Raw genomic sequence first — 15,741 nt, forward strand, 5'->3', positions numbered from 1 at the left:
TTTGACATTGTCGCAGTTGGCGATTTATTTTGAAGGGCGGCTGAATAATGTGATGACGCTGTAGAATTTTTAACGTGACACAGAATTCTGAACGCTCTCCTCCTGGTAGGGGAAAACATATTACCAGCGATAGTTGTTACGGGTTTCCCAGTCAACAACCTCTTTTTCCGCCTGATCTTTCTGGTAACCGTAACGCTCCTGGATTTTACCTACCAGTTGGTCGCGTTTACCTTCGATAACGGTCATATCGTCATCGGTCAGTTTGCCCCATTGTTCTTTCATTTTACCTTTAAACTGTTTCCAGTTACCGCCGGCTTCGTCTTTATTCATCATCTTGTCCTCATCATTCGGTTAAGAATAGCAGGTGTTATTCGCCCAAATGCACTGCAATTTCTGCTGGACGTGATAATAATTGTAGGCAGGAATTCGGCCTTCGGTTTTATATTCAGAATTTTTAACCGTCACGATCTGGCAAACCATGTACCCTCGCGCCAGTGACGACGCCAGATAAGGCTCAACGACAGACCGCGAAGCGCCAGGAACACGGTTAATGCCAGCCATAAACCATGATTTCCTAATACCGGCAGGGCGAAGAGCGTCAGCGCAAATCCTCCCGCGGCGACTGCCATGCTATTGCGCATTTCGGCGGCGCGCGTCGCGCCAATAAACATACCGTCGAGCAGATAGCACCATACGCCCACCAGCGGTAATACCACCTGCCAGATAAGATACCGATCCGCCAGTAGCTGTATTTGCGGCAATGAGGTCAGTAACGCGACAATATGTTCGCCTGCCAGGGCATAGACTGTAGAAAACAACAAGGCCACAATTCCTGACTGACGACACGCCGCTCGCCAGACGTCCAGTAGCTTGCTACCGTCACGCGCGCCGTAAGCCTGACCGGAGTGCGCCTCCACCGCATAAGCAAAACCGTCCAGCGCATAGGCCGTAAAGGTGAGTAAGGTCATCAGGACTGCATTTACCGCGATAATATCGCTGCCCAGCCGCGCGCCTGACACCGTGATTGCGCCAAAACAAAGCTGAAGGAGCAATGAGCGCAGCATAATATCGCGATTGAGCGCCAAAAGGCGGCGCACGTTGCCGCGCCAGGCCTGTTTTAGCATATCCAGCGACACACCGCGGAGATGGAGAACTTTACGTACCATCATGAGGCCGATCAGTAACGTGGCATATTCTGCGATGACCGTCGCCAGGGCGGCGCCCTGCACGTTCATATGAAGTCCCATCACCAGCCACAGGTCGAGCGCGATGTTGAGGATATTGCCCACGACCAACAAGATAACCGGCGCCCGCGCATACTGAACGCCTAACAGCCAACCGAGCAGCACCAGATTCGCCAGTGACGCGGGAGCGCTTAGCCAACGAATTTCAAGGAAGCGTCTCGCCTGCACCAGGACAGCGTCGTTCCCGCCGACAATATGTAAAGCCAGCTCGATAAGCGGCGTGCGAAATAGCACAATCATCACGCCAGCGCCCAGCGCCAGTAATAACGGTTGAATGAGCGCCCGGGCTAACGCCTGTGGATTTTTGGCACCAAATGCCTGCGCCGTTAGGCCGGTGGTGCTCATACGTAGAAATAGCAGCAGCATGAAAAGAAAGCTGGTGGCAGTCGCGCCCACCGCCACGCCGCCCAGGAAAACCGGGCTATCCAGATGACCAATCACCGCCGTATCGACCAGCCCCAGCAAGGGGACGGTGATGTTAGAAAAAATCATCGGCAGCGCGAGACGCCAGAGAGCTTTATCAGAGGAGGTAAAAAGCGGCATGGAGAAAAGCCTGACAAGGAGTTAAACGAAACGAGCGCATTGCCGGATGGCGGCGTAACGCCTTATCCGGCCTACAAGTTAATCATCTCAGGAACTGCATTCCCGTAGGCCTGATAAGCGCAGCGCCATCAGGCTGCACGATTGCCGGATGACGGCTTACAAGGAGATCAAAAGAGATTACAACCATTCCCCGTTGCGAATGACGCCTACCGCCAACCCTTCAATCGTAAAGCTTTGTTCGCGCAGATCCACCACTATCGGTGTAAACTCGCTGTTTTCCGGCAGCAGCTCCACTTTATTGCCCTGCTTTTTCAGGCGTTTTACTGTCACTTCATCGTCAATGCGAGCGACAACCACCTGGCCATTACGGACGTCCTGCGTTTTATGTACCGCCAGCAAATCCCCATCCATAATACCGATGTCTTTCATCGACATACCGCTCACGCGCAGCAGGAAATCGGCGCTGGGTTTGAACAGTGAAGGATCGACCTGGTAATGGCCTTCAATATGCTGCTGCACCAGAAGCGGTTCACCCGCCGCGACACGCCCGACAAGCGGTAATCCGTCCTCTTCTTCCTGTAACAGACGGATACCTCGCGATGCGCCGGAAACGATTTCAAGCACCCCTTTGCGCGCCAGCGCTTTAAGGTGTTCTTCCGCCGCATTTGGGGAACGGAACCCCAAACGCTGCGCGATTTCCGCACGCGTCGGTGGCATACCTGTCTGGCTGATGTGATCCCGGATGAGATCAAACACCTCTTGTTGCCTGGCCGTTAACGCTTTCATTCCGCCCCCTGGGTGTATATACAGTCATGCTGTGAGTATATACAGTTAAAGGTGATTTTGGAACCACAAACGGCGCAAAAAACAAGAGATTTATAAAATTTGGAACCTTTATCGAAAATGTGACCATAACAGGATGCCCCAGGTCATCAGGGCAACGAAAATAGACAGTAGCACCGCAGCCGATCCCATATCTTTCGCACGGCCGGAAAGCTCATGGTATTCAGAACCGATGCGGTCCACGACCGCTTCAATAGCGCTGTTGAGGATTTCAACAATCATGATAAGTAAAACGGAACCTATCAATAACACACGGGTAATCGCATCCACATCCAGCCAGCAGGCGATGATGACGCCCAGCAATACCGCGATACTTTCCTGGCGAAACGCCGCTTCGTGAGTCCATGCGGCGCGAAATCCTTTCCAGGAATATCCTGCCGCTTTGATAATTCTGGTGAATCCAGTGGTATTATTGGCCATCAAAAGAACCTTTTTACATTATTAACGTCAATGACATTATACGGTTGCCCTGCACGATTCGAACTGCCGTAACGCAGCGCGAAGTATGACGGGATACAACAGAAATTCGCTAAACTTTCTGATATCCTTGCACCGCATTTGCATTATTAACCAGAGGCTTTACATCGTTTATGTCCGGCTGGCCACGAATTTACTACAAATTACTGAATTTACCATTAAGCATACTGGTAAAAAGCAAGTCTATTCCGGCGGAACCCGCCCAGGAATTGGGGCTCGATACTTCTCGCCCCATTATGTATGTCTTGCCATACAACTCAAAAGCGGACTTACTGACGCTGCGGGCGCAATGTCTGGCGCACGATCTCCCGGATCCGCTGGAGCCGCTGGAGATCGACGGCGCGCTGTTGCCACGCTATGTATTTATTCACGGCGGACCGCGTGTCTTTACCTATTACACGCCAAAAGAAGAGTCGGTGAAACTTTTTCACGATTATCTCGATCTGCATCGGAGTAATCCGGCTTTGGACGTGCAGATGGTGCCCGTTTCCGTGATGTTTGGCCGCGCGCCGGGTCGTGAAAAGGGAGAAGATAACCCGCCTTTACGTATGCTGAACGGCGTACAGAAATTCTTTGCCATCTCCTGGCTGGGTCGCGATAGCTTTGTCCGATTCTCGCCGTCCGTCTCATTGCGTCGCATGGCTGATGAACACGGCACCGATAAAATCATCGCGCAGAAGCTGGCTCGCGTGGCGCGTATGCACTTTGCTCGCCAGCGCCTGGCGGCGGTTGGCCCACGCCTGCCCGCCCGTCAGGATCTGTTTAACAAACTGCTGGCCTCGAAAGCGATCGCCCGCGCGGTAGAAGACGAAGCGCGCAGTAAGAAAATCTCTCATGAAAAAGCGCAGCAAAACGCCATTGCGCTGATGGAAGAGATCGCGGCGAACTTCTCTTACGAGATGATTCGTTTGACCGACAGGATTTTGGGGTTTACCTGGAACCGACTTTACCAGGGGATTAACGTGCATAACGCCGAGCGCGTACGCCAACTGGCGCACGACGGGCATGAAATCGTCTATGTGCCCTGTCACCGCAGCCATATGGACTACTTGCTCCTTTCTTATGTGCTGTACCATCAGGGACTGGTTCCGCCGCACATTGCCGCCGGTATTAACCTTAATTTCTGGCCCGCTGGCCCGATTTTCCGTCGTCTGGGCGCGTTCTTTATTCGTCGCACCTTTAAGGGGAATAAACTCTATTCCACCGTCTTTCGCGAATACCTGGGCGAGCTGTTCAGCCGCGGTTACTCGGTTGAGTATTTTGTCGAAGGAGGACGTTCGCGTACCGGACGTTTGTTAGACCCGAAAACCGGCACCCTGTCGATGACTATCCAGGCAATGCTGCGCGGCGGTACCCGTCCAATTACGTTAGTGCCTATTTACATCGGCTATGAGCACGTCATGGAAGTGGGCACCTATGCGAAAGAGCTGCGCGGCGCGACAAAAGAGAAAGAGAGTCTGCCGCAGATGCTGAAAGGCTTGAGCAAGCTGCGCAATCTGGGTCAGGGCTACGTTAACTTTGGCGAACCGATGCCGCTCATGACGTACCTGAACCAGCACGTGCCGGAGTGGCGCGAATCTATCGACCCTATAGAGGCCATACGCCCAGCCTGGCTGACGCCGACGGTAAATAGTATCGCCGCCGATCTGATGGTGCGTATTAACAACGCTGGCGCGGCAAACGCGATGAACCTGTGTTGTACCGCGCTGTTAGCGTCGCGTCAGCGCTCGCTCACCCGCGAGCAGCTCACCGAGCAGCTTGATTGCTATCTCGATCTGATGCGCAATGTTCCTTATTCCACAGACTCAACCGTTCCTGCCGCCAGCGCTGGCGAGCTCATCGCTCACGCGCTGCAGATGAATAAGTTTGAGGTCGAGAAAGACACCATTGGCGATATCATCATCCTGCCGCGCGAGCAGGCGGTGTTGATGACCTACTATCGTAACAATATCGCGCATATGTTGATTATGCCTTCGCTGATGGCGGCGATTATCACCCAGCATCGTCGCATTTCGCGTGATGCGTTGCAGCAGCATGTTGAAGCGCTCTATCCGATGTTAAAAGCGGAGCTGTTCCTGCGCTGGGAGCGCGAGGAGTTAGCCTCGGTCATTGACGCGCTGGCCAGTGAAATGCAGCGTCAGGGGCTAATTACCCTGCAGGATGATGAACTGCATATCAACCCGACGCATTCCCGTACGCTGCAACTGCTGGCGGCAGGCGCGCGCGAAACGCTACAGCGTTATGCCATTACGTTCTGGCTGTTGAGCGCCAATCCGTCCATCAACCGCAGTACGCTGGAGAAAGAAAGCCGTACCGTGGCGCAACGTCTGTCTGTCCTGCACGGTATTAACGCGCCGGAGTTTTTCGACAAAGCGGTGTTCAGTTCACTCGTGTTGACGCTACGGGATGAGGGTTATATCAGTGATACGGGCGATGCCGAGCCGGCAGAAACGATGAAGATATATCAGATGCTTGCCGATCTGATTACCTCTGATGTCCGTCTGACGATTGAAAGCGCGACGCAGGGCGAGTAAGCCAGTGCCTGAAATGCCCGATGGCGTAAGCTTATCGGGCGACTGATATGACGTATTGAAAATTTTGGCTTTGCAGGCCGGGTTCGCCCGGCATGACATCAGAAGTGCCAGTAACTCATCGCCAGCCCTAAAAATAGCACCAGGCCAACGTAGTTATTGTTCATAAAGGCTTTAAAGCAGGCTTCACGCTCACGGTTCGCAATCAGTTTTTGCTGGTAGACAAACAGCGCGCCCGCCACCAGCACAGACCAGTAATATCCCCATCCCAGACCATTCAACCAGCCGATCAGCGCCATTAACGCCATGACGCCAAGCTGCAGAAACCCGATAATCAATGTGTCATAACGACCAAACAGGATCGCCGTCGATTTAATGCCTATCTTGATATCATCATCTCTGTCGACCATCGCATATTGCGTATCGTAAGCCACCGCCCAGAGAATATTGGCGAGGAACATCAGCCAGCAGCTCAATGGCAGGGATTCGCTCACCGCGGCGAACGCCATGGGGATTGACCAGCCGAAAGCGGCCCCCAGCACGACCTGCGGCAGGTGGGTGTAGCGTTTCATAAAGGGATAAACCCAGGCCAACGCCAGCGCCGCCACGGAAAGCAGAATCGTCATGGCGTTCAGCGTCAGCACCAACAGAAACGCCAGCAGCACCAGCACCACAAACAGGTTGCGCGCTTCTTTCTCTGTCACGGCGCCGCTGGGTAAAGGTCGGTTGACCGTACGTTTTACATGTCCGTCAAATTTACGATCGGCATAATCATTCACCACGCAGCCCGCCGCGCGCATTAACCACACGCCAGCGACAAAAACTGCCAAAATCCACAGCTGAGGCATACCCGGCGTCGCCACCCATAGCGCCCAAAGCGTCGGCCAGAGCAGCAGCAACGCGCCAATAGGCTTATCTGTACGCATCAAACGGTGAAACGCCAGCAGCTTACTCTGCGTCAGACTCCACTCCATCTTTATCTTCCTCTCAGTACAGCGGCGATGCAGGTAAAAAAAGCTCGGTAAGCAACAGCGGTTTTCCGCTCAACCGCAGTCGAGAGCGGCGCCCCCACAGCGTTGCATCGCGTCCAATTTCAATAAAATCGCGGGTCAGTGTCGATGATGTAAATAGATAACGTCCAAGCGGGGTTTTACCCAGATGTTGTAAGACCTGTTCAGGTCCGCACAGCGTGGATTCCGGTACCACGGTACGTCCGGCAAGCCAGGGCTCGCCGTCAGCGCAAAGCAGTATCTCACGTAACCAGTAGCGGGATTCGGATGGCAGTAAACCTGATGCTTCCTCGACCTCACTTTGGCCGACAAACGCTTCCCGAATCAGCGTCACGCTTACCCGCTTTCCCTGCTGCTCAAAACGTTTAGTCATAGAATCTTCCAGCAACAGCCAGTCCAGCAAATGGGGTTCAAGCGCAGGAATCGCATCAAAATAGCGCAGCGCACGCAGTTGCGTTAACGCAGGGTGTGACATGCCTTACTCTCCGATTCATAACCTAAAGTCATTGTATCTCAGAAAAGACATTACGGGGGGCGCAATCACAATTAAGTGATCTGTTGCGCAACAAAAAAATAACAAATTCGCATGAAATGATAAAAAAAGGTGCGCCAGGAGACGCACCAGTTGCTGCAAAATCAGCACTGTGGGGAAACAACTACCCCTTGCCTTTTACACTGCTGATAAAGGTGGAACGGGCAGATGTCGATCCCAGACGTTCGGCCTCATCAAGCAGTTTCAGCGCTTTATCGACGTCGCCTTTCGCTACGGCATCCTTAATCGCTTTATTAAAGTAGCTTTCCGTATCGTTCAACATCGGTTCGCTTTTCTTCGGCGCGACTGGCGCTGGCGCAGCGACCGGCGCGGCGGTATTGCCTACCGTTACCGGCCCGGTACCGGACGAGCCAAACAACGGCCCGACCAATACGCTGGAGCTGCTGTTGGTTTTCACCTTCAGTTTCACCACGCCGTCAGTGGTATGGCGAGCAACTGGATCGGGAATATCCGGGATAGAGTTACCGACGCCTTTGGCATAGGCTTTTGCCGGATCGAGCAGCGTAGTAGTTTGCTGAAGATCTTTTTCGGTCGTAAACACCAGAACATAGAGTTTCTGCTGCCCCAACGCAGGCGTCAGGCGCATCACGCCTTCCAGCCGGTCTGCGCTCATGACGCCCGGCTGCTGATAAGTAAAGTAACTGCTGGGGAAGAACGCCGAAGGTGTCATATTTTGGTCAAGAATCAACACGTTTGGCGCAAAAACGCTGGCTTGCTTATTGACCTCGCTGGTCAGAGTTAATGTCAGCTCGCCGATATTCGCCGGAACGCTATAAGCGGCGACCGGGCCGGTAATGCCGGCGACGTCAAGGCGCTGGCCGCCAGTCGCCAGTTGGGTAGACTGCGTTTTTGACTGATCTACAGGCGTCCAGGTTAATTGCTGTAGCGCAGCAGCAGGAATAGCGGGCGCGGCGCTGGTATTTTGCGGTACATAGTTCACTTCCGCCAGGCTGATACCCGGCACGCTGGCGAACAGCCCTGCGGTTAAACAGAGGGCGACGAGACTTTTCTTCATTTTCATTATTCTCACCTCAATAAGGCGGGTTCAGCGGTAGCCAGGCAATAGCGCGCCAACCCAAACATATCGCCGAATAGCGGCTGGCGCCTTATTCGGCTTACAAGCATCATCAGACCTGATGTTTCAGAGGGGCTTGCGCCCCTCGTTACGTCAGATGACCATCGTATTACCACCAGATTTCCATCTGGGCGCCGAAGGTCCACTCATCGCTATCGCCACGGCTGTTGGTGGAAATGCCGGAGTTAGTCGCTGCGGCATAACGGGAAATGTTATCGCCGTCTTTGATATAGCCCCACTTCTCATCCCATTTCGCGTAGGTGGCGAAAATACGGATAGCCGGACGCGACCAGATGCTGTCGCCCGCCTGCCACTGTTGCGCCAGGGTGATTTTATATTGATTGTTACGATCGCCGGTCTGCTGAGATTTCACGTTGTCGTAGCCGACTTCCAGCAGGGTACTCATGATTGGCGTCCACTTGTACATTGGACGTACGCCCACGGTCCACCACTCAGTACCCAGGTTATTATCCCAATCGATATTCTGGTACATACCGACGTACATCAAATCCCATTTATCACCAAGCGAGATGGCGCCATGATCCAAAATACGCCACATATCGCCATTATTATTGATGACCTTATTGGCATAATTAATTTTGGTTCCATCAGGTAATTCTTCAGTGAAAGATGAAGAACCGTCGGAACCGCGCGCCTGGCCTTTACCCTGCGTGGTCATGGCATCGGTGGCATATTGCACGACAAACTTGTTATAGCCTTTCAACATGCTTTGCGTATGTTCGGCGGTGAACATCCAGCCGTCTTTCGATGCCCCATCCGCCAGCTTATAACCATCGGTCGTATTGGCGCGACCGTAATCAACGCCCAGCTCCAGTACGCCGTCCGGGTTCGTTTGCAGACCAGCCAGACGTACGTCAAAGACGTCGTTAGCGGTATCTTTCACTTCATCATAAATATTCTGGCTGCTGAAGGTGTAAGAGCCGCCCGCTTCAGTAGAGCGGGTCGCCGCCAGTGAAAGCTTACCGAAGCCCAGATCGATATTTTCGATACCTGCGCCAGGACCTGAAATATCCCAGTAGTAGAAGTCGATCATGTGTACGTCATGACGCTGATAGAAGCGCTTACCGGCCCAGATGGTAGAGCCCGGCAGCCATTCAATCAGGTTTTTACCCTGCACGTTCGCTTCGCGGAAGGCGGGATCGGTCGATTCCCAGTCGTTCTGCTGATTAACCGAATAGGCGACGTTGGTGTCGAAATAGAAGCTCTTATCGCCCTCTTTCCACACTTCCTGGCCCAGTTTCAGTTCCGCATAGGTTTCACATTCGTTACCAAGACGGTATTTACTTTGGGCACCCGTTGCCTGGAAACACTGTTGTTCGCCGCCGCTTCCCGTCCAGCCAATACCGGAACGGGCGTAACCGTGGAAATCGACAGCCATTGCCTGAGCGGACATTACGCCCGCTGCGACAGCAACCGCCAGTGGGAGTTTGCGCAGAGTAATCATCATTCTATCTCCTGAGATCATTGCTTTTCTTTAAACGCTGCCACCTTCTAAAACTGCGAATGGTTTTGCGTTTCGTTTTTTTATGGAGGCCTTAAACACCCGGCTCTTGATGCAGACGACGACATGCGCTGCCATCCTCGCGGAACAGATGACAGCGCTCTGGCAGCAGGCCGATAGCGAATGTGGCGCCCTCTTCTACCAACACCACGTCATTCTGGCGATAAACCAGGTTTTGACGGATGGCGGGGATCTGGATATGAATTTGTGTTTCGTGCCCTAACTGCTCGACCACCTGGACTTCGCCTTCCAGGGTGACATCGGCGATATCGCTCGGCAGCAGGTGTTCCGGCCGAATGCCTAAAGACATATTGGCGCCGACCTGCACGCCGCGACTTTCGACTGGCAGCCAGATTTGCTGGCGATTCGGCAGTTCGACCTGGACTTGTTCAATCGCGGTGGCGGTCACTTTCACCGGCAGGAAGTTCATCTTCGGCGAGCCGATGAAGCCCGCGACAAAACGGTCCGCCGGATAGTGGTACAGCTCCAGCGGCTTACCGACCTGCGCGACGCGACCGGCGTCCAGCACCACGATTTTGTCGGCCAGCGTCATCGCCTCGACCTGATCGTGGGTGACGTAAATCATCGTGCGGCCCAGACGTTTATGCAGGCGAGAAATTTCAATACGCATCTGCACGCGCAGCGCGGCGTCCAGGTTAGAGAGCGGTTCATCCAGCAAAAACACACGCGGCTCCGCCACCAGCGTGCGGCCAATCGCTACGCGCTGACGCTGCCCGCCGGAAAGCGCTTTTGGCTTACGTTCCAGCAGATGCGCCAGTTGCAGCACTTCCGCCACCTGGTTGACGCGTTGATTCATTACCTCTTTTTTGGCGCCCGCCAGCTTGAGGCCGAAAGACATGTTTTCTGCAACGGAGAGATGGGGATAGAGCGCATAAGACTGGAATACCATGCCCACGCCGCGCTCGGCAGGCGGAATATCATTCATACGGGTTTCCCCGATAAACAGGTCGCCACTGGTGATGGTTTCAAGCCCGGCGATCATACGCAGCAAGGTCGATTTACCACAGCCTGACGGTCCGACAAACACCACGAACTCCCCGTCATGGATATCGAGGTTAATATCTTTCGATACCACCACGTCACCCCAGGCTTTCGTTACATTTCGTAGCTGTACGCTCGCCATGCCTTTCTCCCTTCGTTACAACCTGTCATTGACAGCAACATTCATGATGGCCTGACTATGCGCGATCCCTGACTGGGGTAAATCCTCCACCCCCCGGCTTTTTTATGGGGGAGGAGGCGGGAGGATGAGGACACAGCGCCTGAGACCACGGGCGCGGACAGAAAAGGAATTTCGTGATGCCGCCCGCAAAAATCGGCGTGTTTTTGTGTGCGCCAGCACGCATTACTCACATTTATGCAACACAGATCACATAAAGCCGGGGTGGGGCGTAGGGGTAGGGAGGATGGAAAGAGGTTGTCGTATAAAGAAACTAGAGACCGTTAAACCACCTCTGTGTACATCACCAAAAAGGATGGGAGATATGAAGATTAAAACTGGCGTAGGCATCCTCGCATTATCCGCACTTACGACGATGATGATTTCCGCCCCGGCTCTCGCCAAAATTGAAGAAGGTAAACTGGTTATCTGGATCAACGGCGACAAGGGCTATAACGGTCTGGCCGAGGTCGGTAAAAAATTTGAGCAAGACACCGGTATTAAAGTGACCGTTGAGCACCCGGATAAGCTGGAAGAGAAATTCCCGCAGGTGGCAGCCACCGGCGACGGTCCTGACATTATCTTCTGGGCGCACGACCGTTTTGGCGGCTACGCGCAGTCTGGTCTGCTGGCGGAGGTTACTCCGGATAAAGCGTTTCAGGACAAACTCTATCCGTTCACCTGGGATGCGGTACGTTATAACGGCAAGCTGATCGCCTACCCCATCGCCGTTGAAGCCCTCTCCCTGATTTATAACAAAGACCTCGTCCCGAACCCGCCGAAAACCTGGGAAGAGATCCCGGCGCTGGATAAAGAACTAAAAGCGAAAGGGAAGTCGGCGATAATGTTCAACCTGCAAGAGCCGTATTTCACCTGGCCTTTGATCGCTGCTGACGGCGGTTACGCGTTCAAATTTGAAAACGGCAAGTATGACGTGAAAGACGTTGGCGTCGACAACGCCGGCGCGAAAGCGGGCCTGACTTTCCTGATCGATATGATCAAGAACAAAAATATGAGCGCCGATACCGATTACTCCATCGCCGAAGCAGCCTTCAATAAAGGCGAAACGGCAATGACCATCAACGGCCCGTGGGCATGGTCGAACATCGACAAGAGCAAAGTCAACTACGGTGTCACCCTGCTGCCGACCTTCAAAGGTAAACCCTCGAAACCGTTCGTCGGCGTGCTGAGCGCGGGGATTAACGCTGCCAGCCCGAATAAAGAGCTGGCGAAAGAGTTCCTCGAAAACTACCTGCTGACCGATCAGGGTCTGGAGGCGGTGAACAAAGATAAACCGCTGGGCGCCGTGGCGCTGAAATCTTTCCAGGAGCAGTTAGCGAAAGACCCCCGTATCGCTGCCACCATGGATAACGCCCAGAAAGGCGAGATCATGCCTAATATTCCGCAAATGTCCGCCTTCTGGTATGCGGTACGTACGGCTGTGATCAACGCCGCCAGCGGCCGTCAAACCGTGGATGCCGCGCTGAAAGATGCACAAAGCCGTATCACTAAGTAATGCCGCGAGCCTGTGCCGGATGGCGGCATAAATGCCTTATCCGGCCTACAACACACCGTAGGCCTGATAAGCGCAGCGCCATCAGGCACATCTCCGGCCAGGAAGTTTCAACGCTGTAGAGGAAAACCCCCATGGATGTCATTAAAAAGAAACACTGGTGGCAAAGCGACCAGCTTAAATGGTCAGTAATTGGTCTGCTGGGCCTGCTGGTGGGTTACCTTGTAGTTTTAATGTACGTACAAGGGGAGTATCTGTTCGCCATCATGACGCTGATTTTAAGCTCTGCTGGCCTGTATATTTTCGCAAATCGTAAAACCTACGCCTGGCGCTACGTTTACCCTGGCCTCGCCGGCATGGGGCTGTTTGTGCTATTCCCGCTGGTGTGCACCATCGCTATCGCCTTTACTAACTACAGCAGCACCAACCAGCTCACCTTTGAACGCGCCCAGCAAGTGCTAATGGACCGTTCTTATCAGGCAGGAAAAACCTATAACTTCGGTCTTTACCCGAGCGGCGACGAGTGGCAACTGGCCCTCACCGACGGAGAAACGGGCAAACATTACCTGTCTGACGCATTTTCCTTCGGCGGCGAACAAAAATTACAGCTGAAAGAGACCGATGCCCTGCCGGGCGGCGAACGCGCCAATCTGCGGATAATCACCCAGAACCGTCTGGCGCTGAACCAGATAACCGCCGTCCTGCCGGATGAAAGTAAAGTGATTATGAGCTCGCTACGTCAGTTTTCCGGTACCCGTCCGCTGTACACACTGGCTGATGACGGCCTGCTTACCAATAACCAGAGCGGCGTAAAATACCGGCCAAATAACGATAGCGGTTATTATCAGTCGATCAACGCCGACGGAAGCTGGGGTGATGAAAAACTCAGTCCTGGTTATACCGTTACTATCGGCGCAAAAAACTTTACGCGCGTCTTTACCGACGAAGGGATCCAGAAGCCCTTTTTCGCTATCTTCGTCTGGACCGTGGTCTTTTCGGTCCTCACTGTGGTGTTAACCGTGGCGGTTGGGATGGTATTGGCCTGCCTCGTACAGTGGGAAGCGCTGAAAGGTAAAGCTATCTACCGCGTCCTGCTGATTCTGCCCTACGCCGTACCGTCGTTTATTTCAATTTTGATTTTCAAAGGGTTATTCAACCAAAGCTTTGGCGAAATCAATATGATGCTGAGCGCGCTGTTTGGCATTAAACCTGCCTGGTTCAGCGACCCCAACACCGCGCGGGCAATGGTGATTATCGTGAATACCTGGCTGGGCTATCCCTACATGATGATCCTGTGTATGGGGCTGCTGAAAGCGATTCCGGATGACCTGTACGAAGCCTCCGCAATGGACGGCGCCGGTCCGTTTCAGAATTTCTTTAAGATCACCTTACCGCTGCTGATTAAGCCGCTAACGCCGCTGATGATCGCCAGCTTCGCCTTTAACTTTAATAACTTTGTCCTGATTCAACTGTTGACCAACGGCGGGCCAGACCGTCTCGGCACCACCACGCCTGCCGGTTATACCGATCTGCTCGTCAGCTACACCTACCGTATCGCCTTTGAAGGCGGCGGCGGTCAGGACTTCGGTCTGGCGGCGGCCATTGCCACGCTGATCTTCCTGCTGGTAGGCGCGCTGGCAATAGTGAACCTGAAAGCCACGCGTATGAAGTTTGATTAAGGGAGATAATAACAATGGCTATGGTCCAACCCAAATCTCAGAAACTGCGTCTCCTCATCACGCACCTGGGGCTGCTGATTTTCATCGCAGCGATTATGTTCCCGCTGCTGATGGTCATCGCTATCTCGCTACGTGAAGGGAACTTCGCCACCGGAAGCCTGATCCCGGACAAAATCTCCTGGGAACACTGGCGGCTGGCGCTGGGTTTCAGCGTGGAACATGCGGATGGTCGGGTAACGCCGCCGCCCTTCCCGGTACTGCTGTGGCTGTGGAACTCGGTGAAAATCGCCGGTATTACCGCCATCGGCATCGTAGCGCTCTCCACCACCTGCGCCTACGCTTTCGCACGAATGCGTTTTCCAGGTAAAGCAACACTGCTCAAAGGGATGCTGATTTTCCAGATGTTTCCGGCGGTTTTGTCTCTGGTGGCGCTGTATGCGTTATTTGACCGCCTGGGACAATACATTCCATTTATCGGTCTGAATACGCATGGCGGCGTGATCTTCGCCTATCTTGGCGGCATTGCGCTGCATGTCTGGACGATTAAAGGCTACTTCGAAACTATCGACAGCTCGCTGGAAGAGGCCGCCGCGCTGGATGGCGCAACCCCGTGGCAGGCATTTCGCCTGGTGCTGCTGCCGCTTTCCGTACCGATTCTGGCGGTGGTGTTTATTCTGTCGTTCATCGCGGCGATTACCGAAGTTCCGGTCGCCTCGTTGTTACTGCGCGATGTGGACAGCTATACGCTGGCCGTGGGTATGCAGCAATATCTCAACCCGCAAAACTATTTGTGGGGCGACTTTGCCGCCGCCGCCGTCCTTTCCGCTATTCCTATCACCCTGGTGTTCCTGTTGGCGCAACGTTGGCTGGTCAACGGCCTGACGGCAGGGGGTGTGAAAGGTTAAGTTTTATCGAAGTACCTGCCCGGCAACGGGCAATGCCACTGCCCTCAACTTATGTTATCCCCACTTATGGTCGTATTTTGGCGCTCTTCGGAGCGCTTTTTTTATGCGTTATAGACAGCGGCTAATTTATTGACACGCCGTACGTCCGTTACGGTGTGGCGACGCCTATTCTCGCCGTAGTCGGTTCGAATTACATAACCACAACGTGATAACCAACAGGAGGATCGCCGCCGAATAGAGTAATACATCCATTGGCGTTTTATGATCGACAATGATCAGGCGCACAATCGCCGTGATCCCAATGTACACGAAATAGCGCAGCGGAAAGTGAAGGCCAGACTTAAAGTACTTCACAATCAGCGCAATAAATTCGAAATAAAGAAAGTAGATCACCAGCCCTTCCACCAGTTCATATTTGCTGGCTTGCTCAGGCACGAATAATGCATCCGCCAGATGCACCGTCTCTTTACCGAGAAAAACGACCAGGATCAGACCGAGGGTAAGCAGCCCCAAATTTAGTACGTTTTGTAAAATCGTGGCGATAAACTCAAGACGTGAGCGCGATAATGGCATCATAACAGCCCCCTCTTTCTCTGCGGCGAGGTTTCTGTATAACGCACAAATGTGACGGGCATCTATATTTTTTATTTATGTTTATATTTTGTT

General features: G+C 53.4%; 15 protein-coding genes and 1 pseudogene. 4 read left to right on the top strand and 12 right to left on the bottom strand.

Features of this window, described 5'->3' with window-relative positions; genetic code table 11:
* Positions 1–120 precede the first annotated feature (120 nt).
* The 5 genes from ACLJR2_RS21115 to ACLJR2_RS21135 all read right to left on the bottom strand — a co-directional run bounded on the left by ACLJR2_RS21115 (position 121) and on the right by ACLJR2_RS21135 (position 3,050).
* Entirely contained in the window at positions 121–330 is a 210-nt protein-coding gene (locus ACLJR2_RS21115) for a CsbD family protein (protein ID WP_001030592.1), read from the bottom strand.
* Between the two features lie 21 nt (positions 331–351).
* Entirely contained in the window at positions 352–465 is a 114-nt protein-coding gene (locus ACLJR2_RS21120; protein WP_001575282.1) for a hypothetical protein, read from the bottom strand.
* The gene (gene dinF / locus ACLJR2_RS21125; RefSeq protein ID WP_001128113.1) at positions 462–1,787 is read right to left on the bottom strand and encodes an MATE family efflux transporter DinF; all 1,326 of its coding nucleotides are present in this window, start codon (positions 1,785–1,787) and stop codon (positions 462–464) included. Before dinF ends, ACLJR2_RS21120 begins: the two co-directional genes overlap by 4 nt.
* Positions 1,788–1,964: 177 nt before the next feature.
* Positions 1,965–2,573 (bottom strand): transcriptional repressor LexA, encoded by a 609-nt coding sequence (gene lexA / locus ACLJR2_RS21130; protein ID WP_000646080.1) that lies wholly within the window; start codon positions 2,571–2,573, stop codon positions 1,965–1,967.
* A 108-nt stretch (positions 2,574–2,681) separates the two neighbouring features.
* Positions 2,682–3,050, bottom strand: a complete 369-nt coding sequence (locus ACLJR2_RS21135) for a diacylglycerol kinase (RefSeq protein ID WP_000002900.1) — start codon at positions 3,048–3,050, stop codon at positions 2,682–2,684.
* A 170-nt stretch (positions 3,051–3,220) separates the two neighbouring features.
* Between ACLJR2_RS21135 and plsB the strand changes: the two genes are divergently transcribed.
* Positions 3,221–5,641 carry a glycerol-3-phosphate 1-O-acyltransferase PlsB gene (plsB, locus tag ACLJR2_RS21140; protein ID WP_000017360.1) on the top strand — a complete coding sequence of 807 codons (2,421 nt, stop codon included), beginning with the start codon at positions 3,221–3,223 and terminating at the stop codon, positions 5,639–5,641.
* A gap of 98 nt (positions 5,642–5,739) precedes the next feature.
* Here the strand turns inward: plsB and ubiA are convergent, their stop codons facing one another.
* From ubiA to malK, 5 genes are all read right to left on the bottom strand, one after another.
* Complete coding sequence (gene ubiA, locus ACLJR2_RS21145; protein ID WP_000455246.1) at positions 5,740–6,612, bottom strand: 4-hydroxybenzoate octaprenyltransferase; 873 nt, start codon at positions 6,610–6,612, stop codon at positions 5,740–5,742.
* A 13-nt stretch (positions 6,613–6,625) separates the two neighbouring features.
* Positions 6,626–7,123, bottom strand: a complete 498-nt coding sequence (ubiC, locus tag ACLJR2_RS21150; RefSeq protein ID WP_000019219.1) for a chorismate lyase — start codon at positions 7,121–7,123, stop codon at positions 6,626–6,628.
* A gap of 181 nt (positions 7,124–7,304) precedes the next feature.
* On the bottom strand, positions 7,305–8,222 hold the full coding sequence (gene malM, locus ACLJR2_RS21155; protein WP_000782497.1) for a maltose operon protein MalM: 918 nt from the start codon (positions 8,220–8,222) through the stop codon (positions 7,305–7,307).
* 163 nt (positions 8,223–8,385) lie between these two features.
* The gene (locus ACLJR2_RS21160) at positions 8,386–9,744 is read right to left on the bottom strand and encodes a maltoporin (protein WP_000973642.1); all 1,359 of its coding nucleotides are present in this window, start codon (positions 9,742–9,744) and stop codon (positions 8,386–8,388) included.
* Between the two features lie 88 nt (positions 9,745–9,832).
* Complete coding sequence (gene malK, locus ACLJR2_RS21165) at positions 9,833–10,942, bottom strand: maltose/maltodextrin ABC transporter ATP-binding protein MalK (protein ID WP_000179175.1); 1,110 nt, start codon at positions 10,940–10,942, stop codon at positions 9,833–9,835.
* A gap of 361 nt (positions 10,943–11,303) precedes the next feature.
* On the opposite strand from malK, the gene malE reads away from it, so the two are divergent.
* Positions 11,304–12,494: a maltose/maltodextrin ABC transporter substrate-binding protein MalE gene (gene malE / locus ACLJR2_RS21170; RefSeq protein ID WP_000695415.1), complete on the top strand. Its 1,191-nt coding sequence runs from the start codon at positions 11,304–11,306 to the stop codon at positions 12,492–12,494.
* On the opposite strand, the pseudogene ACLJR2_RS21175 reads toward malE, so the two are convergent.
* Positions 12,443–12,583, bottom strand: a pseudogene (locus ACLJR2_RS21175) (hypothetical protein); the annotation flags it as partial. The gene malE and the pseudogene ACLJR2_RS21175 overlap by 52 nt on opposite strands.
* Positions 12,584–12,625: 42 nt before the next feature.
* Here ACLJR2_RS21175 and malF point away from each other — a divergent pair.
* Both malF and malG read left to right on the top strand, forming a co-directional pair.
* Positions 12,626–14,170, top strand: a complete 1,545-nt coding sequence (gene malF / locus ACLJR2_RS21180; RefSeq protein ID WP_000382570.1) for a maltose ABC transporter permease MalF — start codon at positions 12,626–12,628, stop codon at positions 14,168–14,170.
* 14 nt (positions 14,171–14,184) lie between these two features.
* On the top strand, positions 14,185–15,075 hold the full coding sequence (gene malG, locus ACLJR2_RS21185) for a maltose ABC transporter permease MalG (protein ID WP_001252085.1): 891 nt from the start codon (positions 14,185–14,187) through the stop codon (positions 15,073–15,075).
* A gap of 165 nt (positions 15,076–15,240) precedes the next feature.
* On the opposite strand, the gene psiE is transcribed toward malG, so the two are convergent.
* On the bottom strand, positions 15,241–15,651 hold the full coding sequence (gene psiE, locus ACLJR2_RS21190) for a phosphate-starvation-inducible protein PsiE (protein WP_000982752.1): 411 nt from the start codon (positions 15,649–15,651) through the stop codon (positions 15,241–15,243).
* Positions 15,652–15,741 lie beyond the last annotated feature (90 nt).

The sequence above is a fragment of the Salmonella sp. SAL03688 genome (assembly GCF_046551895.1).
GTDB classification, from domain to species: domain Bacteria; phylum Pseudomonadota; class Gammaproteobacteria; order Enterobacterales; family Enterobacteriaceae; genus Salmonella; species Salmonella enterica.

Bases quoted from the DNA above. Each gene is read 5' to 3' on its own strand.
- malK (WP_000179175.1), bottom strand. From the start codon at position 10,942: ATGGCGAGCGTACAGCTACGAAATGTAACGAAAGCCTGGGGTGACGTG.
- ACLJR2_RS21135 (WP_000002900.1), bottom strand. From the start codon at position 3,050: ATGGCCAATAATACCACTGGATTCACCAGAATTATCAAAGCGGCAGGA.
- psiE (WP_000982752.1), bottom strand. From the start codon at position 15,651: ATGATGCCATTATCGCGCTCACGTCTTGAGTTTATCGCCACGATTTTA.
- plsB (WP_000017360.1), top strand. From the start codon at position 3,221: ATGTCCGGCTGGCCACGAATTTACTACAAATTACTGAATTTACCATTA.
- ubiC (WP_000019219.1), bottom strand. From the start codon at position 7,123: ATGTCACACCCTGCGTTAACGCAACTGCGTGCGCTGCGCTATTTTGAT.
- lexA (WP_000646080.1), bottom strand. From the start codon at position 2,573: ATGAAAGCGTTAACGGCCAGGCAACAAGAGGTGTTTGATCTCATCCGG.
- malE (WP_000695415.1), top strand. From the start codon at position 11,304: ATGAAGATTAAAACTGGCGTAGGCATCCTCGCATTATCCGCACTTACG.
- malG (WP_001252085.1), top strand. From the start codon at position 14,185: ATGGCTATGGTCCAACCCAAATCTCAGAAACTGCGTCTCCTCATCACG.
- dinF (WP_001128113.1), bottom strand. From the start codon at position 1,787: ATGCCGCTTTTTACCTCCTCTGATAAAGCTCTCTGGCGTCTCGCGCTG.
- ubiA (WP_000455246.1), bottom strand. From the start codon at position 6,612: ATGGAGTGGAGTCTGACGCAGAGTAAGCTGCTGGCGTTTCACCGTTTG.
- ACLJR2_RS21160 (WP_000973642.1), bottom strand. From the start codon at position 9,744: ATGATGATTACTCTGCGCAAACTCCCACTGGCGGTTGCTGTCGCAGCG.
- malF (WP_000382570.1), top strand. From the start codon at position 12,626: ATGGATGTCATTAAAAAGAAACACTGGTGGCAAAGCGACCAGCTTAAA.
- ACLJR2_RS21115 (WP_001030592.1), bottom strand. From the start codon at position 330: ATGAATAAAGACGAAGCCGGCGGTAACTGGAAACAGTTTAAAGGTAAA.
- malM (WP_000782497.1), bottom strand. From the start codon at position 8,222: ATGAAAATGAAGAAAAGTCTCGTCGCCCTCTGTTTAACCGCAGGGCTG.